This is a genomic window from Bacillus sp. ISL-35 (genome assembly GCF_018613355.1).
Taxonomy (GTDB): domain Bacteria; phylum Bacillota; class Bacilli; order Bacillales; family Cytobacillaceae; genus Mesobacillus.
In genome coordinates this window covers 496466-518447 of the sequence record NZ_JAGGQK010000001.1, presented here as the reverse complement: position 1 = coordinate 518447, position 21982 = coordinate 496466, and the positions used below count along the sequence as shown (strand labels likewise).

Sequence of the window (21982 nt, the reverse complement as noted above, 5' to 3'; positions counted from 1 at the left end):
GCATTTTTTATTTAGAAAGGCAAAATTTTATTTTGTTTTTTTTGTAAAAAGGGTTGTACACCATCGCTACCCTGAATAGAAATAGTACAAGCAAATCACGCTTTGACTATTGGGGGTTTCTTAAAATTGAGTGTCTTCCTCGGTTACATATTCCTTGGCCTGTCACTTGCCGCGCCTATTGGTCCTGTCAATGCGGCACAAATGGACAAAGGGATCAAGAGCGGCTTTATACAGGCATGGCTTTTTGGCCTTGGTGCCTTGACAGCCGATATTATTTATATGCTTACTGTCTATCTTGGGGTTGTTAAGTATCTTGAAACCCCATTCATGCAGTCATTCCTCTGGCTGTTCGGTTTTTTTGTCCTGATGTATACAGGCATTGAGACGATCATCAATTCCGGAAAAATCATGATGGACCATCGTAAAGGAGACTCAAGTATAAAGTCTTTTTTCTCCGGTTTCATCATGTCTATTTCTAATCCGCTGACCATTTTATTCTGGTTAGGAATTTACGGCTCTGTCCTTGCTAAAACCGCTTCTTCCTATGGAACCGGTGAACTTGTTCTTTACAGCTTCGGCATCATTCTCGGTCTGCTTATGTGGGATATTGCGATGGCCGCTATTTCAAGCAGCTTCCGTAAACTGCTCACATCCAGACTATTGACCTTCATTTCCCTTATATCTGGCGTTTCTCTGATTGGATTTGCATTTTACTTTGGTTATCAAGCGCTGAAGCTGTTTCTCTGATTATTTCCGGATTCGTTGTTCTTTTTCAGTATATTCCTTGATTGTTTATGGGGAATTCGATATATAATAGAAAGGACAAAACCAAAAGGATGAGACATACATGAAGATTACCGGACATACCGTTGAACTCCTCGAAGATCCATTTGGACTTCTGACAGGGGACAGATATGAGTATTTTTTAAATATTGAAGTTGATGAAGACGATGAACTTTATACGGATAAAGGGCTGCTTTTAAAGGTGTTGTTCCTTGTCGACGAGAACAACAGCCGAATTCTCCAAAGCTACTTCATTGAACAGGCAACTGAAAAGGTTCTCGATTTTGAACTTGAGGATGACGAGGAAGAGCAGGTTACAGCGTATTGCGAACAACACTTGCAGACTGATGAAGTAACCGAACAGGAATAAGCGAAACAAAGAGCAGGGAAACCCTGCTCTTCTTTTTTACACCTCTACTGACTTTCCTTCCTCGACTATATGGTAAAGAAGATGGGCAAGGTGCTGAACAGGGCCGAGCTCTCCCTCTTCTTCGTTCAGTTCTTCCGTGAATTCAAGGTCATTCAGGTACAATGCTGAAAATTCATAGAAATCCTTAAGGCCGAACCCATAGCAATTTGAAGGTTCTTCGCTGTCCTCTTCGTATTGAAGCATTAGATAGGATTCCTTGCCATTCTTATCTTCTGCATCAAAGAAAACAAAGAAGCCTATATTGGTGTCCAAATCAAAAAGATGACGTGTCCCTCCTTCAGTCGCTTGCTCGTAATCCTCGTTGCTCAATTTTTGCACCTTCATCGTTTCTACCTGGTCTTCTGCATGAAATTTCACATCAAATATTTTCAAGAAGAATTACACTCCATTCTGCACAGTGATTTTATTGCTTATCTTCAAAAAAGATATGCTTAGCTTCTATTCTTTCCCCGATTGTCAGGATACCATAGGAAAATTCCTTCTGTCTTCTTTTATCTGTTGGAGACCCGGGATTAAAAATGATTACTCCGTTATTTTCCTTTAAAACAGGAATATGTGAATGGCCATAAATGATGCAATCGACAGCATCTTCGGCAAAAGCCTCTATTGCCCTTTTTTCAGTCGTTTTCCCTGTGCCGTGTCCATGGACAATCCCTATGCGAAAATCCCCTGCGCGGAATATTTCTTTTAAATTAAGAAGGCTTTTAAGTTCCGGACCATCCACGTTGCCAGTTACCCCAATGGTCGGTGCATACTGTAGCAGATGATGATAAAGGTCTACTGTCTGCCAATCTCCTGCATGGATGATGAAATCACAATCTTCCAGGTCACGCTTCAGGATCATCGGCAGCTGCTTCGCCTTCTTAGGCATATGAGTGTCGGAAACGACAACAATTCTCATGGCCGAACACATCCCTTCCGACTGCTTTTCCCTGTTATGTTACCCTGTGGGAATCGGATTAACCTTTATACTTGGTTACATTGAAATAATCATTGGTTTTGTTATACTCATTGACCACAATATCAAGGTCATGAAAGAAACGGTGAAGCTGAAGCAAAATCTTTTTATCCTTACTGCCATCTTTGATCGTTTTTGAGAAGTTGGAGATGGATTCAAAATCAGACTGAAGCGAGGCATTTTCAGTTTCGACCGTGGACATAACTGATATGATTTCCCCAGCGATCTTCCTTTGTTCTTCCCAGTCCACTTTGTCAATCCTGCCCCAGCCAAGGGTATCATTATACTTTTTATGAAAATCAGAAATAAACACTCCGACAGATGAGTAGCCAGTGTTATCTGTGCCATCCTGGAATACCGCAACAGTCTGTCCCTTTCCCTGATTGCTTGTATTGCTGCTGTTCATGATAGGATTGCCATTGCCATTGCCATTGCCACTTTCCCACATTGAATAACCTGCATACAATCCGAAAGCCAGCAAGAACAGACTGGCAGGCAAGATCATGAGTTTCCATTTATTTTTCTTTTCCATCTGTCAGCCCCCTATGTACTATTTCAACTCAAACAGAATCTGTCCTTCATATATAATTAGACAGCAGTCAGCGGATTCCCTTCAAGAAATCACCATGAAACGACCACTAGACAGATTCAAGCACCTATAAAAAAGTTCTCATAAAAAATATCCCGGCATCATTAGCTCTGGGATATTTTTAGGAATTGGAGTTTGTTTTACTTTGCTGCTTCATCCCAGCTGCGATAAAGCCCTATAACCCTGCACTTGATTTTGCCAGAGGGAATTGAGAGAAGCGTTTCCTCCCCCACTTTTAATCCGATTAGTTTTTTGGCAACCGGCGCATCATAGTACATTTTATTTTCATCAATATTCGATTCTCCATAACCGACGATTTCATAAGTTTCTTCTTCTGAATCATCCGGATACTCGAATAAGCACTTAACAATGGAACCAATCGCAACTTCCTCTGTATTTCTCTCGTTAAACTCAAATAATTCAGCAGTCTTGAATGTTTGTTGAATTTCGTTCAGGCGGTCCAATACTATCCGCTCATCTTGCTCTAACTTATGAAAATTGGGATTGGCCAGTTTATCATCCCCGCAAGCATTGAAGGCTATATTTTTATCCATGCGTACTTGCTTTAATTCTTGTTCCAGCCTGGCTATTTGCTCCAGAATCAATTGTTCTCCCGATGGTGTGATCTTAACTGCCATGTTACTCTCCTTTTACCTGCCAAACTTTTATTCGCTAATCTTACCATACGCCATGATATATTTCTTTATTAATGTATCCAGAAGACGATGGAGACCCGTAAATCGGTAACCCAGTGCTGCTGCACGTGAAGTGTCGATCGACCATGACCCGGGTAAAGCATATGGTGACATATTGTCTGAATGAGGATTTTTATCAACGATCGCTTCTTTTCCGGTCAGCAACTCGATTTTATCAATCAGTTCTTGCAGACTGATGTCCCCAGCAGAACCTGGGTTGATTGGACCGGTATAATCTGACTTTCCGATGTTCATCAGGAAATCAGCTGCTTCATCTGCCTCGATAAAGCTGTAGCGCATTTCGGGTTGCGGAATACCGATCGCTTCTCCTGAAAGTATTTTATCAACATGGAACTTCAAACGCTCTGTGTAGTCATCTTCAGAAACGACAATTGGGAACCTGGAGGAGATGGTTTCAAATTGGCCAAGCTGGTGGAACACAGCTTCAGAAGCACGCTTCGCCTCTTTGTAACCTTCATAACCCGGATACTCCCTGCGCCCTTTGTAATTGATCGAATATGTAAATGCATTGAAATCCTCTTCCTTATGAAGTGTGCCGAATTCATAGACAGCCTGGGTAGAAGTGAAGATATATCGAGCCACTCTTCCATTTAACAATTCTGTTGTATCCCGGGCTTCAATTGGTGAAAAACATGATTGGTCATAGACCAGATCCCACTCTTTGCCTTTGAGGGCTTCTGCCAGTGTCTCTTTCTTTTCCCGATCGATCACGAGCCGGTTTACTTTTTCACCAAACGGCTCGTCTTTTGTTCCTCTTGTGGCAATTGTAACCTCATCACCATGATCGATCAGTTTCTGGACCAGTTTTTTCCCAAAATATTGGGTTCCTCCCAGGACAAGTACTTTATTCATCATAAAACCTCCTCTTCTATATTCTTTTTATTCTTCTTTTATTGGGGATTATCCTTTTTCATTGAATTCCTAGATAAAAACCGGCCATCATAAAAGCTGGCCGGCTCAAGGTGATTCCTAGTTCTATCAGGCTTGTTTCTTTTCCTTTGCCTTTGGTTTTGGAGCTGTCTTCTTTTTCTTTGCGGCTGCAGGTTCTTTCTTTTTCTCAGGCTTTGTCCGGTCAATGGAAGCCTGCAACGCTGCCATTAGGTCTGTAACATTGGATACTGGCTCTTTTTCTGTTGGTGTCACCAGCTCTTTGCCGGTACGCTTCGCTTCGATCAATTCTAATAAGGCTGTCCGATAATCGTCTTTGTATTTATCCGGTTCAAATTCGGTTGTCAGCTGATCAATGAGCATGATGGCTGTTTCCAGCTCTTTTTCGGTTACCTTGTCATCAGCAGGGACGTTTGGAACATCAACGGTTTTCCTGACTTCATCAGGAAAATGGATCGTTTCCATGACCAGAGTGTTATCATATACCCTGATTACAGCCAATTGCTCCTTGGCGCGGATCATGATCTTCGCAATGCCCACCTTCTGTGATTCCTCAAGTGCCTTCCTTAGCAAGGAATAAGCTTTTCCGCCACTTTCATTGGGCGAGATAAAATAGCTTCGCTGATAGTAAATCGGATCGATTTCGGACATTTTCACAAAATCAATAATTTCGACAGCCTTTTCTTCGTTTTCTTTCCTCAGTGCTTCTAAATCTTCCTCTTCAAGGATGACAAACTTCCCTTTCGTGTATTCATATGCTTTGACAATGTCTTCATTTTTTACTTCTTTATCACAAACCGGACATGTTTTTTCGTATTTAATCGGCGAGTGGCATTCTTTATGAAGTGTGCGAAGCTTGATGTCCTTATCTTCTGTTGCAGCATGAAGCTTAATCGGGATATTAACGAGACCGAAGCTGATGCTCCCTTTCCAAATTGTATGCACGGCATTCTCCACCTTATCGTTTTATTACTAATTTGCTTTAGAATTCATGAATCATTCATTAAAACATTTGCCAGCGTACTAGTTTGGACTCAAACAGGAACAATATAAAATATGAACGCGGAAAGGATGGGAAGAATGCTGAAACCGATGCTCCCAACACTTGCATTTGAAGCCCCCCGGGGGGATGGATGGCGTTATGAAGTCAAATATGATGGTTTTCGTGCGCAGTTGACATGGGATCATGAAATCGAAATGACAAGCAGGAATGGGAAGCCACTGCTGCCCTTGTTTCCTGAAATCGCTGACTTCCTTCTGGCTTATAAGGAGAAGTTCGCGCCCTATTTGCCGCTGACTTTTGACGCTGAACTAGTGTACCTTGAAAACCCGTTTAAAGCGAACTTCGGGGCCATCCAAATCAGGGGAAGAATGAGGTCCCAGGACAGAATCAGGACAGAATCGGCGAGAAATCCTTGCAGGCTTATGATTTTTGACCTTCTTAAAATAAAAGGCAAAAGTTTAGCGGGTGAAAGTTACCAGGACAGGCGCGAACAGCTCAGCACCTTATTCACTGAGCTTGAGCTGCCGCAATCCCCCAGCCCTCAACATCCGGACCTTTTACAGCTTGTTGGCAGTGAAACAAATCTGGATAGTTTATGGGAAAAAGTTGTCATTTATGACGGTGAGGGAATTATTGCTAAGCAGGCGACTAGCAAATGGGAAGAAGGAAAGCGTACAGAGACATGGATAAAAACAAAAAATTGGAAATATGTATCCTGTTTTGTGACTGCCTATGAAAAATCGAATGGTTATTTTTATATCTCTGTTTATCAAGGGAAGGAATTACACCAAATAGGGCTGGTGGTCTTCGGATTTAAGCCTGAGGAAAAAAATGCCCTACATCAGATCATCAAGCAGAACAAAAGTGGAGAAGATCACCAATACATCTATGTGGAGCCCGCGATCTGTCTGGAGGTCAAATACCTTGAAGTTTATGATGGTCAGCTACGTGAGCCTCATTTCCATCAATTCAGGTTTGATTTAACTCCAGCAGCCTGTACGTATGATAAATTCGTTCTCCAGCAAAAGAACCTGCCCCCGGATATCGAAATCACGCATCCTGACAAGCCGCTATGGGAAGATCCGCCTATCCAAAAGATTGACTATATCCATTATTTAAGGGAAATTTCGCCATATATGCTTCCTTTCCTTAAAGACAGGCATTTGACAGTGATCCGTTTTCCGCACGGCATGTTCGGAGAAGCCTTTTACCAAAAAAACGTTCCTGATTATGCACCGGAGTTTGTACAAACTTCGAAATGGGAAGGCATTGAATACATTGTCTGCAACAATATGAAGACACTTTTATGGCTTGGGAACCAGATTGCCGTCGAATTCCACATTCCTTTTGAGACAATTAATAGTACAGGTCCAGAGGAAATCGTTTTTGATCTTGATCCCCCATCAAGGGAATACTTTCACCTGGCTATTAAAGCTGCGATTTATATTAAAGAAGTTCTTGATGAACTGAAGCTGATCAGCTTTATAAAAACATCTGGCAACAAAGGGCTTCAGATTTACGTTCCGCTTCCTTCAAATAAATACAGCTATGATGACACAAGATTGTTCACCGCCTTTATCGCAAACTATCTAGTCTCTAAGGACCCTGATTCTTTCACGATTGAAAGACTGAAGAAAAACAGGGGCAATAGGCTGTATGTGGATTATATCCAGCATGCGGAGGGCAAAACGATTGTCAGTCCCTATTCCGCCCGCGGAAAAGCTCATGCAGGGGTGGCGACACCGCTCTTTTGGGAAGAAGTAACCGAGGATTTGAAGATTGAGGATTTCCGGCTGGGAACGATCATCGATCGTGTAAAAAGGTTAGGCTGCCCGTTCAGGACTTACTTTGCTGCAAAAGCCGAACAGGACTTCGAGCCAGTTCTAAACATCTTAAAAAAGAAAAAATCCTGAAGATCGCCTTCAGGATTTTTTCTGGATATGAAAATAGTTATGCTTAAAATCTGCTGAGATACTTTTTGGCATGCTCCTGCAGCTTTTCATATTGCACATCTTCATTGAAGTCTTCCTGTTCAAGTATCTCCGTAAGGATTCCATCGACATTAAAATCAACGTCAATTTGGGCGGAGTAGACAAACGTGGCGTTGCCAATCAAGTCAATGGTGAATGTATCACCTTCCTTATGGACTGCACACTGTACCATTCCGCCATTGTTGTACACATTGATCGGCTGTTCCAATTCATTTTTATTCATCAGGCAGGTAACAAGAGTGGAGGCTGACATTGCTGTCCCACAGGCGTTCGTATAGCCTACTCCCCGCTCATACGTCCTGACAAAAATACTTCCCTTTTCCAGCAGCCTGATAAAGCTGACATTAACGCCATCAGGAAATAAATCGTTGTGCTGGTTCACTTTTACGCTTAGCTCAGTCTGCAAATCAGAATCCAGCTGGTCTTTGCTGACAACTGCTGTTAAGTGCGGATTAGGGACCGCCAGCGCTGTGAATGTTAATTCTTCTGACAATGCCGGAATCTTCTCCTGGATGAGGGTAGCCTGTTCAAGGTTTAATGGCAAATCCTTCAAGTCAAAAGTGACCGGAGAAATTTCCACTTGATAGGTCGGAATACCACTGAAAATTTCTTCATGCTTCCTGACCTTCAGGTTGGCCTTCAGCGTTTCAATGACCGCTTCATCCACTCCCAGTTTTTCACAGACATACCGTCCTGCACAACGAAGCCCATTTCCGCACATCGATGCTTCCGTACCGTCCGAATTAAAAATGCGATATTGCGCGTCCGCCACCTTGCTGGGTCGGATGAACAGGATACCATCTGCCCCCAATGAGTTTTCCCGGTCACATAGCGCCAACGCCAAATCCCGCCTTTTAAAATCATCAAATTTATAGTTGCGGTCACTTTCATCTATCAGAAAGAAATCATTATTCGATCCATGGCATTTAATTAAATCAATCAACATTATTACGCCCCCAAAATCCTTCGTTATATTAAAAGATGCCATAAATATCGGAATTGTTCAATAGACGTGCTGACTTTAAGCAATTTCAATCCTGCTTCTCCCTTGTTTTAGGCAATCCACAGCAAAAAAAATGACCAGCATAGCAGCTGATCATTCTGATGATTATGATGCCATTTTTCTGCATGCTTCTGCGCATTTAAAGCATGCTTCCGCGCATTTTTGGCAGTGATCATGATCATGCTTTTTGCATTCATTGCCGCAAGCTTCGCAAATATCCGCACATAAACCGCAGATCTGGTTGACGAAGCGGCTGTTGGTCTGCATCGCTGTTACTGCCATGCCGCAGATTTCTGCACATTCTCTGTCCATTCTGATGCACTCGGCCATCATTTTTACATTCTCTTCCTTCAAGCATGAGTCAAAGCATACATTACACGCTTCGATACATTCAATGCACGCCTGGATACAATCCTGATATTGCTGGTTTACCATATTCCAACCTCCTTACGTTCCTATCTATCTGTTATCCTCACAGCAGGCTGGATAAACGAATATTTGAGAAGTGGAATATATTTCAAACTAGTGATCGTAATACATATAGCGAATGGCTAGAGCAGCAAACACTGTCAGCCGCTCTTCCTGACTCAAACTATAGTCGAATGCAAGTACTGGTGTATTTGCCTCTTTAAAGTAATGGGTCCACTCAAGGGGCATCCAGCCTTTTTGAAGTCTGGCCGCGACCTCCCCTTCCTCCCGCACCATCTTGATGCCATGGTACAGGCCAGAGGTTTCTTCGACTCTCAACTTTTTTCCGTTCTTTACAAACGCCATGCCAGTAGTACCCGACTGCTTCTTTCCCGGATAAAATAAACCGATGATTTCCCCTTGTTGATCCTGCAATTTCAACCTATTGCCGTCTTCGACCAGGCTGGCTTGCATCCTTCCATGGGAGTCATAAACCCCGATTCGCTTCCTTATTCTTTTATCAGCAAAATCAGGGATGAACCACCTGTATTTCCTGACTTTGATTTCCCTCATTTCTCCGGCAGGCATACCATCAGGAGTAAAAAAAAGCATTTTTAAAGCAGGGGCCGGGGCAAAAGCAAGGAGAAGACTGTTATGCTCAAAAAGTTGCTTGTCATCAAACCGGGAAACTGGTAATGGCGTCACTTCCGTCTTTCTTTTATATGATATAAAACCGATATAATGGACAAGGCTGACAGCCAGAAATGGAATCGTAACAAGGAATAGAGGCAAATTCCAGGAAAAGACCAGACTGATCGCCAAAGTCACCAAAAGGATTCCTGCTGATATGATAGAACCGTTTAAATTAATATAAGCTTTTTGTTGGTAAAACTCCCGGATACTCATATCTATTATCTCCTTGAAGAAAATCTACTTTGTCATTCTATGTCTATTAATCAAGGAGGCCAATCATGCTAGTTTTTTCTGGTGAATCAATTAAATACTAGACCCGTGCTGTTCAAAGCTAGTAAAGTGCCGCTATGATTCAGTCCACAGAATGAAAAAACAGACAGGAAGCCCTGTCTGTCCAAATCTCTTATTTCAAGTTCAAAGCATTCACTGCATTGATTAAACCATGTCCTGCATTTTCATCGTAACCTGGCTTAAAGAGATCTTCTGCAGAATTTTGGATGATCGCTTTTACTTGTGCAGGGGTAAGCTGGTCCTTGCCATGCTTTGCGATTACTACACCTGCAAGAGCCGCAGTTTTTGGCGCTGCCATTGAAGTTCCGCCCTTACCGCCGTATCCGTGGCCAATGACATTTTTATCGGCATCAAATACTGGCACCGTGCTATATGCAAGGTAGCTATTATCCCTTCCAGATCCAGTGGCAGGATCATAGTTTGGTCCAAGGTCTCCCCCTGGAGCCATTACATCGATTTTACCAACTCCATAGTTAGAGTAGAAGGCAAGATTCTTCAAAGCACCGCCGGCAGAAACCCTGATCATGGTCTGGCTGCTAGGACTTCTGTGGGTAGCACCATTGTCATCACCTGACAATTTTCCCGGACTGCTTAAATCGACAGCATTGTTCCCTGCTGAACCGACAACCGTCACTCCGTTTTTGATGGCGTACTGGATTGCACGGTTGAACAATTGTACATCTGCTACAATGTCTTTCGTTGCATAAGCAGGATCCTGGAACCAGTCATATCCACCAAGGGACATGTTTACAACGTCAACATTATCGTCTGCAGCTGTCATCAGCGCCTCGGCAATATGGGAAGTGGCCGCTCCGCCTGTTGGCCCGAACACCCGATAAGATGCCACTTTAAGATCTGGACCAACGCCAAGTGCTTTGCCCTTAGCAGCAATTGAACCGGCAACATGGGTACCATGGCTATTCTGGTCGATCGGATCATCATAGCCAGGAACGAATGACTTACCTCCGGCATAATTGTCTTTCAGATCCGGGTGATTGTAATCAATCCCGGTGTCGATTACACCAACAACAATATCTTCTCCGTCTGCAGATAATCCGGTTCCGCCCGGAAGCTTCCAGGACTCGCCATCATTCGTCACCTGCTTGATATCCCACATGTACTGGTTATAAAAGTCTGCTCCTTCAGTAAAGTCGTCAGCCGATACTGTTTCACCATCAATTGTTTGTTCAGGATAAACGGTATTCTCGACTCCTGCCTCGAGTACAAGGGAGGATTTTTTTACTTCGTTCAGGAACTTGGCGTTTTTCGAAGTGACCTCAACCGCTCCAAGCTTGTCCAGCTTATCTTCCACTTGTCCGCCTGCTTTTCTGATTGCATCAGCATAACCGGCAGGAAGTCCCTGTTCATCTTTAAAAACGACAAGGTATGTATTTTCTGTATTCCCTTCTGCTTCTCCTTTTCCAACACCAGCATTAAAAATGGTTGCCGCCCCTAAGAGCACGGCCAATGTGCCTGCATAAAGCTTTTTTCTTGTCGACATATTACCCCTCCTTTTTATCTTAATTTTCATTATATTCAATCACTTAACTTTAGCAATATAATGATTTCGACAAGAAAAATAGGAATCGATACAGGGATTTAGGCCTTTATCATTATTCTTTTTCCATTTCCTATATAAAAAAGGGTGCAAATTGTGTTGAAAGAATTATATATCTTAATTGTTCTAAGGACTTTTTTCGACAAAAGGAAAAGAAAAACAGTTCTTCTCTACTAATTAAATTAGTCAAAAAAAGACCTGGCCAATGGCCAAGTCCTAATCCGCTAGTTCCTTTTTCTTGAAAATATAGATTGCCAGGCTCAAGAATAAAATAATCATTGTGACGGTCAAAACTGCAGCCGGCAAAACATGTTCTGACCATGAACCAGCAACCAATCTCTCAGACACATAGGAAAAGAGCTGTGTCGGGCTCCATTCTATCAGATGCTGGAAGGAACCGCCGATCATCGTAGTAATGAATACCGTTCCAAGTACTGTCACCGCCGCTGCTCCAGGGTGGATAAAAGCAGCACTGCATAAAATCAAGAAAGACAGCACAAGAACGAGCCAAAGGGAGTATAATCCAAATGTCTCCATGAAGCTGCTGAATGGGAGAAACTCGAACAAGACACCAGTATAATACCAGCTTGCCAACATCCCAAGGAAGAAAGATAGAATGACTAAGATAAGTGCTGCTGCCCACTTGGAAGTGATGTAGGATACATACGAAACAGGTTTGACAAGAATTAATTGGGCAACGCCGCTTTTCCGCTCACCAGAAACCGTTCCCATAAAAGAGAGAACAATTAATAATATCCCAAGCATCTGATACTCCCCAAGGCTCATGATGAATACTTCTTGAGGTGACGGCACCGGCATTTCAAAAACCGCTCCCTCGGGCAGGCCGCCTGATGAACTGATGATTTCAGGTAAATAATAGGTGGTCAGCGGATCCAATACCCCCAGCAAAATAAAAGCAATTGGCATCCAGATCCATTTGTAGTTTCTGGACATTTCAAGGAATTCTTTGTTTAATAGCGTGAACCACTGTTTCATTTTTGCACCACCTTCATGAACACATCTTCCAGGCTGATGGATCCTATTTCATATTTAATCAGCGGCCAGTTGTCTTTGCCTGCCTGGTTAAGGATCAGCTTCTTAACCGCTTCAAGATCTTCCGTATATATACTGGCTTTATTGCCATCAGTTTGAATGGAAGTGATTTTTTCCTGGCCGGAAAAGGAATCCAGGAACCCTTTGGCCTCCTGATTAAATACAAGGTCAATTTTGGACTGATGATATTTTTCCCTGAATTCTTCCATTGTTCCCGATTCAATCAGTTCTCCATAATGAAGGAACAAGATGCTTTCACAAACCTCTTCCGCATCATTCAGGATATGGGTGGAGAATAATACGGTAGCATCATTCTTGAGGCGATCGAGCAGTTCAAGGACCTCTCTTCTCCCGAAAGGATCAAGTGCTGAAACTGGTTCATCAAGCATGATCAGCTTCGGCCGGTGGATGATTGCCTGGGCGATTCCAAGCCTCTGTTTCATCCCGCCGGAGAACTTGCCGATCCTCCTGTTTTTTGCTTCTGTTAAACCCACAAGCTCGAGAAGTTCGGCTGATCTTGACTTCGCTTCCTTCGCTCCTAATCCTGATAGCTTTCCGACATATTCAAGGAATTCCCTGGCAGTCATCCAGTCATGGAAAACAGGATGCTGCGGGAGGTAACCAATGAGTCGACGATGATCGCTCCCCTGTTTTTCTCCCTCGAATTCAACCCTTCCTTTTGTCGGTTCAAGTAATCCGGAAATCATTTTCAGTGTAGTTGTTTTCCCTGCTCCGTTAGCACCGATCAAAGCTACACATTTTCCGGTTTCCAGTTCAAAATTCAGCCCCTTAATCACCAATAAATCCTTGAAGCTTTTTTCCAGATTTTCGACACGGACCAAGGCCATTACTGGTTTCTCCTTCCTATCACGAAGTACAGGATTGACCCGATGATATTGATCACCAATATGATCACTGCCCAAAGCCATTTCGGTCCATTCGTTTTTTCTATTCTTATCAAGTCAACCAGCGCAACCACCAATAAAATAACCTGAATGACCAGTATAGGTGCTAGCAGTGCCCAGTTCACATCAGCTAATAATTCCATTCTGAAAACCCCCTCATTTGTTTTACATTCATAAGACGGCTTAGGAGAAAATTCGTTCAAAAAAATAAAAAAAATAATCCGGCAGTATTTCTGCCGGATCCATCAAAAACTCTTTTTACTACAAAACCCTAAAGATGAAGGGAATTCGATATTCCTGCCCTTCGTAAGCTTTTATTGCTCCTACAATCGTGAATACCATGGCCAATATCCCGATGATCCACAACATAAAAATCCCGATCAGCAGGATGACGAGAATTCCGCTGACAATTCCATATACTGTATAAGAAATGAAAAAGTTCATATATTCCCTTCCGTGGTAATCAACATAGCTTGAATCATCTTTTTTTACAAGCCAGATAATCAGCGGTCCTAAAAACGCCGTGAAAAAGCTGATCAAATATATTCCTGCAGCAATGAGCCGTTCATCATTTTTTGGCATAGTCCATTCCTCCCAACCTCTTATAGTTAACTGTACGAAATGGCCGTAAAAAAGTTTCATGATTGCCGAACTTTTTCATTATAATGAATGTTAAAGGTCTTTATTTTTATAAAATTCAAAAAATAAAAACAGGATAGGATGGAATATGAACAGGATTTTATTGAAAAACGCCAATGTAACCCCAATCACTTCTGAACAAAGATCAAATTGTGATGTACTAATAGAAGATGGAAAAATAGCCAAAATCGAACCCGATATTATTGATAGACCAGAAGTTAAAGTTATAGACTGCTCTAATAACTTTCTGCTTCCAGGCTTCATAGATGTCCATACCCATCTCGGCCTTTATGATGAAGGAACAGGGTGGGCTGGTAATGACGCCAACGAAACAATAGAGCCGATGAGCCCTCATGTTCGGGCGATAGACGGTGTTTATCCGCTCGATCCTGCCTTCGGCGATGCCCTCAAATATGGGATTACCACTGTGCATGTTATGCCGGGTAGCGCAAATGTAATCGGCGGGACTACATCTGTCATTAAAACGGCCGGTAAAAACATCAAGAACATGATTATCCAGGAAACAGCAGGCCTGAAAATCGCTCTTGGTGAAAATCCAAAGCGCATCCACAGTATGGGCAATAAAGATTCAATCACCCGGATGGGTATCATGGGGATGCTGAGGGAAGCGTTTTACGAGGCGAAGAATGCCGACAATACAGATTCTTTGAGAATCAAGTCCATTATTAAAGCTTTGAAAAGGGAGATCCCCGTCAGGGTTCATGCCCATCGAGCTGATGATATCATGTCTGCAATCAGATTTGCTGATGAATTCAACCTTGATTTGCGGATTGAGCACTGTACAGAAGGTCACTTGATAGCGGAAGAGCTGGCAGGACTTAATTTAAAAGTTTCTGTAGGCCCTACGCTTACCCGCCGGTCAAAGGTCGAACTCAAGAATAAGAGCTGGAAAACATATCAGGAATTGACTGACCATGGGGTTGAAGTATCTGTAACGACCGACCACCCATACACACCGATCCAGTACTTGAATCTTTGTGCCTCTATCGCAGTACGGGAAGGTTTGTCCGAACAAAAAGCACTTGAGGGTATCACGATTTTGCCTGCGCGTAATTTGCGGGTTGATCACCTTGTCGGCAGTATTGAGCGCGGGAAAGATGCAGACTTGGTATTGTGGAATCAGCATCCTTTCCACTATAACGCCAAACCAGTATGGACTATGATAAATGGCCAAATTGTTTATCAAAAATAGTCGAAAAGCAGTGTAGATTTTTGGCAAAAAATCGCAGAAAAAAAGATAAAAAACCTATTTGCTTTTTTGCGATTATCCTGTAATATACTTCTTGGAAATAAAATTTCATAAAGCAAAGTGATTAGGGAAGGCAAATGGTGCGCCACCAGTATCCTGGTTCTAGTGGGTTCGATTCCCACCCCGAAATTTTTTAGCAACTTACAAAAAATTTCGAGGGTGGCCGTACAGTACATTCGTACGGGACAGGACTGCCCTGTGTGGAGGGATACAAATGCTCAAGAAACGCGATCTTCATGATTGCCATGAATTATTTGAGCTGATGGCGCATCCGGAGGTCTTCCCTTTTGTGCGTCAAAAGGCAAATTCCTATGAAGAATTCGTATTCATTACAAAACAAACGATTGAAGCTGAAGAACAGGGTGAACTGATATCCCGAACCATCCTTGACGAATGGGGTGCTCCAATCGGCACAATCAATCTGTACGACATTCAGGAAGGCGCTGGATTCCTAGGTACATGGCTGGGCAAGCCTTATCATGGGAAGGGCTACAATAATGTGGCAAAAGATGCTTTTTTCCAGGAGTTATTTTATGAACTGGGAATTGAAACGATTTTCATGCGGATCAGGAAAGTGAATATCCGCTCCCTCAAAGCAGCAGAAAAGCTGCCTTATATTGTGAAAGCAAACGATACTCGAAGAAATATATATGAACAACTAAATGCGGCTGGAGAGGTTTATGATCTTTATGAAATCCCTAAAGATCAATATACCCTATACCTGAAGAGGACTGTTCCACAAGAAGAGGAAGCCGTACAATTGCTGGAAGCATAACAGAAAACGCCCTTTTAGGGCGTTTTATTTTATTATGAGCTGGCAATATGCAAAAGCTTAACTGATAGCGGGAAAAAGATTGTCTTTTTTTCTACTTCATTCTTTCAGGGACTTCCTTCGGTTAATTAAACGGATCCTGTACTTTCGTCTCTTCATGGTCTTGTAGTGAAGCCTCTGATAAGAAAGCTTCCAATTCTGCATCTGTCAGCGTCTCATAACGGCCATCTTCAAAAAAGATTTGTGTCTGATTCGGGTTGATTCTATTCATATTGAAACCTATTCCCATCTCGTTCACCTCAATAAATAAACTAAATCGCAATAATAATTAGATAATTTCAACCGAATTGATTTGCTTTGTTATTAGCTTTCCCATCAATCATATCCTTATTCATAAAACAGCAAAAGCCCTGGTTTGCCCAGAGCTTTTGCTGTCTAAGGTTTTTCACGATAGATTTTCCCCAGGACATCTTTACCGCCTGTGATTGGAATGATGCTTCCGGTAATAAAACCGGATTGTTCGTTTGCCAGGAAGCTGATCATTCTGGACACATCCTGTCCGGTACCCGGCCTGCCTACAGGGACTGTTGTATCGACAGTATGAAGAGAATCTTCGATTGCTTTCTCCTTCCATTCACCAACGATGTCTCCAGGACAAACCATATTGGCGGTGATTCCATTCTCCGCTTCTTCCAGAGCAATCGTTTTTGTCAATGACGCCAAACCGGATTTAGCCGCTGCAAACGCAGACCTGTAAATCCATCCAGGAGCTGACTCGACCCTGTCAAAACCAACCGTAATGATTCTCCCCCACTTCCGCTTTCTCATTAAGGGGATTATTAGGTTAGATAAATAAAAAACAGCGTTCAAATTACCATTTATAATATAATTCCACTCATCGATGCTATATTCCCCCATTTTTTTCCTTTCAGAAACATATGGACCTGCATTATGAACGACTATATCAATGGCGGGAAATTCCTTTAATGCTTGAGAAACAATTTGTCCGCAAGCTTCATATTCCGTAATATCACCTTGAATACAAATATTCCTAGTGTTGTACCTCTCTGTCAAATAGGCAGCGAGTTCTTCTGCTTCATTTTTGCTATTTCGATAATTGATGATTATATTGACTCCTTCGGCAGCAAGCTGCTGGGCTGTCCGCTTTCCTATTCCGGCCGCACCCCCGGTAATCAAAGCCGTTTTATTTTCCACAACCTGTACTCCTCATCTTCATTAGACTACTTATCACTATACTAAAAAGAAGATGGCTGTTTTGCAACTTTTAGCTTTTAATGAGAAATAAAACCCCCTTTTAACCGCTGGGCAACTGCCTGCATATACTATCCATATCGATGATGTGCTGTTTGAAAGGCGGGATATAATTGTTTCCATGGAATATGTTGCCGTTCGATAAAAATTCACAAAGGAAGTTTCTGGAGATGAAACCTGAAGAAATCGAGAACTATGTTCAGCAAATGATGGGTAAAATGCTCCAGCCAGATATGAAGGGGATGTTTAAGCCTGAAGAATGGTTAAAAGGAATGCAGCAGCAAAGCGCAGCACCAACAGACAAACCGACAAATAAATTGAACGCGGAAATTTTCGAAACCCATGACTTTGTATATGTAAGGATTCCGCTAAAAAATGACACATGGCTGAATCAAATGAAGATGTTTTATACTTCAAATCAGGTAATCATTGAACACATACCTGACTTCTCTGATAAACACACAATTGTGCTGCCTGCAACAGTGAAGCGCAAGGGTGCTTCCGCCACCCACCGGGATGGGGTGTTAGAGCTTCGGCTGCCCAAGATTGTCGATCTCCAGTTTTCCGAAATCGATATTTCGACTTAACGAACAAAAAGCGCAAGCGCCTCGTTCAGCCCCGACAAGCGCTGGAGGGCCGACCGGTGAAGTCGTTCTTTGACTTCATTGGGCGGACCGAAATCGAAAAGTATAGCCGACTGCCCAGAAACGCAGAAACTGGAGACTCCGACAAAGAAGCGCTTTTTGCTTCTGCCGGCGGAGTTGAAGTTTCGGAGTTTCTAGGAGGCGACACTAGACAATTCGAAAAGCGGAGGCGACTGCCCAACTCCGACAAGCGTTGGAGGGCCTGACAGTGAAGTCGNNGGAGTTAGGAGCCGCAGCTAGCCAAGCGACTCGAGGGGCTAGGCGCTGGAGCTGGATTAAGAATCCCACATGTGTTATCCGCAACTAAACAAAATTATAATTTACTTAAAAACCAAAAAAAGAACAGCCATTTCAGGCTGTTCTCCATTTTGTATATTGAATTACTTACCGATGAACATTTGAGTCCAGTAATTGCCGGTTGCTACATGCCCTACACCGATGTGAGTATAGCTTGAGTTAAGGATGTTGGCACGGTGGCCTGAACTGTTCATCCATGCTTTAACTACCTCTTCAGGTGTTGGCTGGCCCATAGCGATATTCTCACCAGCTGAACGATATGTGATGCCAAACTTTTTCATCATATCAAATGGTGAACCGTAAGTTGGGCTTGTATGGCTGAAGTAGCCCTTGCTTTGCATATCACGGGACTTTTCTCTCGCAACTTTGCTCAATTCCGTATCAAGTGCAAGTGGTTTAAGGCCGTTCTTTGCTCTCTCCTGGTTTGTCAGCTCTACTACTTTTTGTTCATAGGCACTTACAGCTGAGGAAGCCGGTGCTTTAGCTGTTTCCTGTGAAGGAGACTTTGCAGGCTCTTTGGCTGGCGCAGGTGCCGGTGCTTTCGCAGGTTCCTGAACTTTTGCAGGTTGAGGAGCTTCTGCTTGCTTCTGGACATTCTTTTGCACAGGCTCTGCTTGTTTCCAAGCGAATTGATAATTCTTGAAATATTTTTGCAGGATAGAATCTACATTAAAATCATTGAGATTCCCGCTTTGATAATAGTAAACCTTTGTCTGTATAGTTGATGCATCTGCTTTATCCATTGCTGGATTCGCACCGAATAATGCTGCAGCCGCTGCTACTGAAAGGATCAATTTCTTTTTCATTCTCCAATTCCTCCCGAAAAAATGAATTTATCTATCTCTCTTGCAAACTCATCATATCATGGCTTTTTTGTAACAAACCTGGTTTTAAATGGAAATATTACTATTCTATCAAAATATCATAGGAAATATATTCCCCAACCGCATTTTAAAAGGGTTTTTAGGAATTTTAATCTAGGCACAATTAACCATATTTTTATTTAATAACCAGCCTCACCTCAAAAAGGAAAAACAAAGTTATTGACACTTTTTTTATTCGGCCTAAATCTTTACTTTTTTTTCGTCCATATTACAAACATTAAAAGAATTACAATCTTCTAGGTGGATTTTTGCATAAAAAAAAGCGGCAACTGCCACTTAATATCAATGTCCGCTTTTTTCTGTATTCTGTTTATCCATGTCTTCCATTTTCATGTCAGTAGAGTTGCCCTCTTCCGGCTCACTTGGATGGCCGACTATAAATTCGATTTTTGGCATATTATGCATACGTCGTGCCGTGACATGAGAAATAATATAGTACGTCCCTTCTTCTTCAAAAGACTTCTTCAATCGATATACTCCATTTTCAGCATGTTCTACTACAATCTTTTCATGTTCCTCTGCCTGGGAACGCCAGATTTCAAATTTAACCTCTTCTGCATCTTCTACTTCTTCCGATCCGTAGGAAACTTTGGCCTCGAATGTAATCTCTTCACCTTTCTCGGCTTTTTCAGGATTGGCAGTGAGATCGACTTCTAAAAATTGTGGCTCTTCTTCAGCTTGATCTTGCGTACAAGCTGTTGCAAACAGGCCCAGCAGCACCACCATTATTGTTATCCATAATCGTTTCATTCTTTTTACCCCTTAATTAAGATTAATACAGTGTTATCCTAGCCTTAAAATGTGTTGAAAGTATGAGCTAATTATTATCAAGATATGTCATTTTGAATGATGATCATTCTATTACCGGAAAATAAAGCTTGATGGCTGTACCTTTTCCTAGCTCGCTCGTAATTTCCATCCTTCCATCATGAAGCTTCACTAATTTATCCACGATGGCTAGTCCCAGCCCTGTTCCGCCGTCTGCTCGAGATCTTGCCTTATTCACTCTGTAAAAGCGATCTGTAAGCTTCGCAATATCTTCAGCTGGTATTCCAATACCGGTGTCCTGGATTTCAACTTTGCAGCCATATGGATCTTTGTTCAGCCGGACTGAAATCGTCCCATTTTTTTCAGTATAACGAATGGAGTTGTCGATAATATTCTGGAAGATTTGTTCCAGTCTACCTTCATCACCATTGATGATAATATCCGGATCCAAATCAAGTGACAGGCTGATATTTTTTTCATTCATGGCAGGCCCATACTTAATGATAAAATCATCAATTAGCTGTGCCAGTGAAAATGGGTTTTTTACCAGCTTATATTCCTCCGCATCCAGCCTTGAAAGGTCAAGTAAGTCCTCCACGATTTTAACCATCCTGCCAGATTCCCTGTTGATAAGTTTGAGGTATTTATTTTTTTCATCAGGATCTTTTATTATTCCGGCTTCCAATGCTTCACTATAACCTTTTATATAGCTGATAGGAGTCCTGAGTTCATGGGATACATCAGCCAGGAACTCCCTCTTTTTTTCATCCTCTTTTTGAACAGACTCAGACATATGGTTAAAGGCCTTGGCAAGCTGTCCAATCTCATCATTCGATTGAATATCCACACGCGCCGAATAGTCTCCATCAGATACCTTTTCTGCTGCCTGCTTCATAGCTGCAAGAGGCCTCGTAAGCCGGTGAAGCATTTTAAACCCAAGGTAAGCAGCTATGACAATGAACACCACTCCACCAATTAGCCAAAGAAATGAAAAATCAACCGTCAGTTCGGAGATTTTAGCTAGCGGAACGTATAAGTAAATAATTCCCTCAAGCCTGCTGTTATCAAGAAGAGGAATGGCCACGGCAAGTATTTTCCGGCCAAATCTCTCTTCAAAACCAGATTTCAGTACTGGCTCCCCTTCCAGAAGCTGTTCCCGTTCTTCTTGTCCGATCAGTGTCTCATAATCGATTGAATAGGGAAGGCAGGCACTTAACTCTTTAGGATTGCTGACAAGAAAAACCTCTGATTCAGATTTTTCATTATACCATTCCACTTGCTGCCTCATTTCATCTGTCAGTGGTCCACCTTTATAGTCGCTTGCAAGGCGGTTACCTTCATCCAATAACGATTCTTCAACAATATCGACATAGAGTTTCTCGTAAAATAGGTAAGATAATAAATAGGAATATAAGACAGTAATCAGGATAGTCGCAGTAACCGTCAGCCATAGCTTTTTAAAAAGGCTGTCTGAAAAAGAGATCATCCTGCCGGCACCTCGAACTTATATCCGACGCCCCATATGGTTTGAATATAGTCACCAGTACCCAATTTCATTCGCAGTGTCTTAATATGTGTGTCTACCGTTCTTAAACTGCCGTGGTAATCCATACCCCAAACATATTCAAGCAGTTGTTCCCTGCTAAGAGCCTGGCCCTGGTGCTTAACGAGAAAGACGAGCAGCTCGAATTCTTTAAGCGTCAGGGGAACAATCTCACTATCTACACTAACCCTTCTTCCCTTTTTATCGATGGTTATTTTACCAAGAGTCACTGTCTCATCTTCATTCTTAACGAACGATGTCCTTCTTAACAGCGCATTGATTCTTGCTACCAGCTCACCTGGACTGAATGGCTTGACGATATAATCATCCCCTCCAAGCTGGAGGCCCTTCACTTTATCCCATTCTTCCCCTTTAGCTGATAAAAATATAATCGGCACTTGTGAAAAAGCCCGTATTTTTCCGCATACAGCAAAGCCATCCTCAAATGGCATCATGATATCAAGAATCACCAGGTCGAATTTTTGTTCTTGCAGCTTCCGCAAGCCTTCCACGCCATCAGCTGCATGAACACATGTAAAACCTGAGTTTTCCAGATACATTTGAACGAGATTACGCATATCCTCTTCGTCATCGATGATCAGAACATTTACGGGATTCATCCTG

At 42.4% G+C, this 21982-nt stretch carries 26 protein-coding genes; 6 read left to right on the top strand and 20 right to left on the bottom strand.

Annotation, left to right across the window (positions count from 1 at the left end):
* The first annotated feature begins 126 nt into the window (after positions 1 to 126).
* Complete coding sequence (locus tag J7E38_RS02720) at positions 127 to 747, top strand: LysE family transporter (RefSeq protein ID WP_214708017.1); 621 nt, start codon at positions 127 to 129, stop codon at positions 745 to 747.
* A 100-nt stretch (positions 748 to 847) separates the two neighbouring features.
* Positions 848 to 1153, top strand: coding sequence for a DUF6509 family protein (locus J7E38_RS02715; protein ID WP_214708019.1), 306 nt, complete (start codon positions 848 to 850; stop codon positions 1151 to 1153).
* Between the two features lie 36 nt (positions 1154 to 1189).
* Here J7E38_RS02715 and J7E38_RS02710 read toward each other — a convergent pair whose 3' ends face one another.
* The 6 genes from J7E38_RS02710 to ku form a co-directional block, all read right to left on the bottom strand.
* Positions 1190 to 1585, bottom strand: coding sequence for a hypothetical protein (locus J7E38_RS02710; RefSeq protein WP_214708021.1), 396 nt, complete (start codon positions 1583 to 1585; stop codon positions 1190 to 1192).
* A 31-nt stretch (positions 1586 to 1616) separates the two neighbouring features.
* The gene (locus J7E38_RS02705) at positions 1617 to 2114 is read right to left on the bottom strand and encodes a metallophosphoesterase family protein (protein WP_214708023.1); all 498 of its coding nucleotides are present in this window, start codon (positions 2112 to 2114) and stop codon (positions 1617 to 1619) included.
* 58 nt (positions 2115 to 2172) lie between these two features.
* Positions 2173 to 2703 carry a hypothetical protein gene (locus tag J7E38_RS02700; RefSeq protein WP_214708025.1) on the bottom strand — a complete coding sequence of 177 codons (531 nt, stop codon included), beginning with the start codon at positions 2701 to 2703 and terminating at the stop codon, positions 2173 to 2175.
* 197 nt (positions 2704 to 2900) lie between these two features.
* Positions 2901 to 3398, bottom strand: a complete 498-nt coding sequence (locus J7E38_RS02695; RefSeq protein ID WP_214708027.1) for a GreA/GreB family elongation factor — start codon at positions 3396 to 3398, stop codon at positions 2901 to 2903.
* A gap of 27 nt (positions 3399 to 3425) precedes the next feature.
* Complete coding sequence (locus J7E38_RS02690; RefSeq protein WP_215038094.1) at positions 3426 to 4328, bottom strand: NAD-dependent epimerase/dehydratase family protein; 903 nt, start codon at positions 4326 to 4328, stop codon at positions 3426 to 3428.
* A 126-nt stretch (positions 4329 to 4454) separates the two neighbouring features.
* Entirely contained in the window at positions 4455 to 5309 is an 855-nt protein-coding gene (gene ku / locus J7E38_RS02685) for a non-homologous end joining protein Ku (RefSeq protein WP_214708031.1), read from the bottom strand.
* 138 nt (positions 5310 to 5447) lie between these two features.
* On the opposite strand from ku, the gene J7E38_RS02680 reads away from it, so the two are divergent.
* Positions 5448 to 7280 (top strand): DNA ligase D, encoded by a 1833-nt coding sequence (locus J7E38_RS02680; RefSeq protein WP_215038160.1) that lies wholly within the window; start codon positions 5448 to 5450, stop codon positions 7278 to 7280.
* 43 nt (positions 7281 to 7323) lie between these two features.
* Here the strand turns inward: J7E38_RS02680 and dapF are convergent, their stop codons facing one another.
* The 8 genes from dapF to J7E38_RS02640 form a co-directional block, all read right to left on the bottom strand.
* Entirely contained in the window at positions 7324 to 8304 is a 981-nt protein-coding gene (gene dapF, locus J7E38_RS02675) for a diaminopimelate epimerase (protein WP_214708035.1), read from the bottom strand.
* A 162-nt stretch (positions 8305 to 8466) separates the two neighbouring features.
* Positions 8467 to 8796, bottom strand: coding sequence for a four-helix bundle copper-binding protein (locus tag J7E38_RS02670; RefSeq protein ID WP_214708037.1), 330 nt, complete (start codon positions 8794 to 8796; stop codon positions 8467 to 8469).
* An 87-nt stretch (positions 8797 to 8883) separates the two neighbouring features.
* Entirely contained in the window at positions 8884 to 9675 is a 792-nt protein-coding gene (locus tag J7E38_RS02665) for a hypothetical protein (RefSeq protein ID WP_214708039.1), read from the bottom strand.
* 190 nt (positions 9676 to 9865) lie between these two features.
* On the bottom strand, positions 9866 to 11254 hold the full coding sequence (locus tag J7E38_RS02660) for a S8 family peptidase (RefSeq protein ID WP_214708042.1): 1389 nt from the start codon (positions 11252 to 11254) through the stop codon (positions 9866 to 9868).
* A gap of 273 nt (positions 11255 to 11527) precedes the next feature.
* Positions 11528 to 12307, bottom strand: a complete 780-nt coding sequence (locus J7E38_RS02655) for an ABC transporter permease (protein ID WP_214708044.1) — start codon at positions 12305 to 12307, stop codon at positions 11528 to 11530.
* Positions 12304 to 13212: an ABC transporter ATP-binding protein gene (locus J7E38_RS02650; protein WP_214708046.1), complete on the bottom strand. Its 909-nt coding sequence runs from the start codon at positions 13210 to 13212 to the stop codon at positions 12304 to 12306. Before J7E38_RS02650 ends, J7E38_RS02655 begins: the two co-directional genes overlap by 4 nt.
* Entirely contained in the window at positions 13212 to 13412 is a 201-nt protein-coding gene (locus tag J7E38_RS02645; protein WP_214708048.1) for a PLD nuclease N-terminal domain-containing protein, read from the bottom strand. The genes J7E38_RS02650 and J7E38_RS02645 overlap by 1 nt, the downstream gene beginning before the upstream one ends.
* Before the next feature lie 118 nt (positions 13413 to 13530).
* The gene (locus J7E38_RS02640) at positions 13531 to 13851 is read right to left on the bottom strand and encodes a DUF4870 domain-containing protein (protein WP_214708050.1); all 321 of its coding nucleotides are present in this window, start codon (positions 13849 to 13851) and stop codon (positions 13531 to 13533) included.
* A gap of 145 nt (positions 13852 to 13996) precedes the next feature.
* Here J7E38_RS02640 and J7E38_RS02635 point away from each other — a divergent pair, with 145 nt between their 5' ends.
* The gene (locus J7E38_RS02635) at positions 13997 to 15121 is read left to right on the top strand and encodes an amidohydrolase (protein ID WP_214708052.1); all 1125 of its coding nucleotides are present in this window, start codon (positions 13997 to 13999) and stop codon (positions 15119 to 15121) included.
* A gap of 271 nt (positions 15122 to 15392) precedes the next feature.
* On the top strand, positions 15393 to 15953 hold the full coding sequence (locus J7E38_RS02630) for a GNAT family N-acetyltransferase (protein WP_214708054.1): 561 nt from the start codon (positions 15393 to 15395) through the stop codon (positions 15951 to 15953).
* 121 nt (positions 15954 to 16074) lie between these two features.
* Here the strand turns inward: J7E38_RS02630 and J7E38_RS02625 are convergent, their stop codons facing one another.
* Complete coding sequence (locus J7E38_RS02625; protein ID WP_214708056.1) at positions 16075 to 16239, bottom strand: hypothetical protein; 165 nt, start codon at positions 16237 to 16239, stop codon at positions 16075 to 16077.
* A 146-nt stretch (positions 16240 to 16385) separates the two neighbouring features.
* Positions 16386 to 17165 (bottom strand): SDR family oxidoreductase, encoded by a 780-nt coding sequence (locus J7E38_RS02620; RefSeq protein WP_214708058.1) that lies wholly within the window; start codon positions 17163 to 17165, stop codon positions 16386 to 16388.
* Positions 17166 to 17392: 227 nt separating this feature from the next.
* Between J7E38_RS02620 and J7E38_RS02615 the strand changes: the two genes are divergently transcribed.
* Positions 17393 to 17809, top strand: a complete 417-nt coding sequence (locus J7E38_RS02615) for an Hsp20/alpha crystallin family protein (protein WP_214708060.1) — start codon at positions 17393 to 17395, stop codon at positions 17807 to 17809.
* 437 nt (positions 17810 to 18246) lie between these two features.
* Here J7E38_RS02615 and J7E38_RS02610 read toward each other — a convergent pair whose 3' ends face one another.
* The 4 genes from J7E38_RS02610 to J7E38_RS02595 all read right to left on the bottom strand — a co-directional run bounded on the left by J7E38_RS02610 (position 18247) and on the right by J7E38_RS02595 (position 21978).
* On the bottom strand, positions 18247 to 18969 hold the full coding sequence (locus J7E38_RS02610; protein WP_214708062.1) for a CAP domain-containing protein: 723 nt from the start codon (positions 18967 to 18969) through the stop codon (positions 18247 to 18249).
* A gap of 360 nt (positions 18970 to 19329) precedes the next feature.
* Positions 19330 to 19797: a FixH family protein gene (locus tag J7E38_RS02605; RefSeq protein WP_214708064.1), complete on the bottom strand. Its 468-nt coding sequence runs from the start codon at positions 19795 to 19797 to the stop codon at positions 19330 to 19332.
* A gap of 103 nt (positions 19798 to 19900) precedes the next feature.
* Entirely contained in the window at positions 19901 to 21301 is a 1401-nt protein-coding gene (locus J7E38_RS02600; protein WP_214708066.1) for a sensor histidine kinase, read from the bottom strand.
* Positions 21298 to 21978: a response regulator transcription factor gene (locus J7E38_RS02595; RefSeq protein WP_214708068.1), complete on the bottom strand. Its 681-nt coding sequence runs from the start codon at positions 21976 to 21978 to the stop codon at positions 21298 to 21300. Before J7E38_RS02595 ends, J7E38_RS02600 begins: the two co-directional genes overlap by 4 nt.
* Between the last annotated feature and the right edge of the window lie 4 nt (positions 21979 to 21982).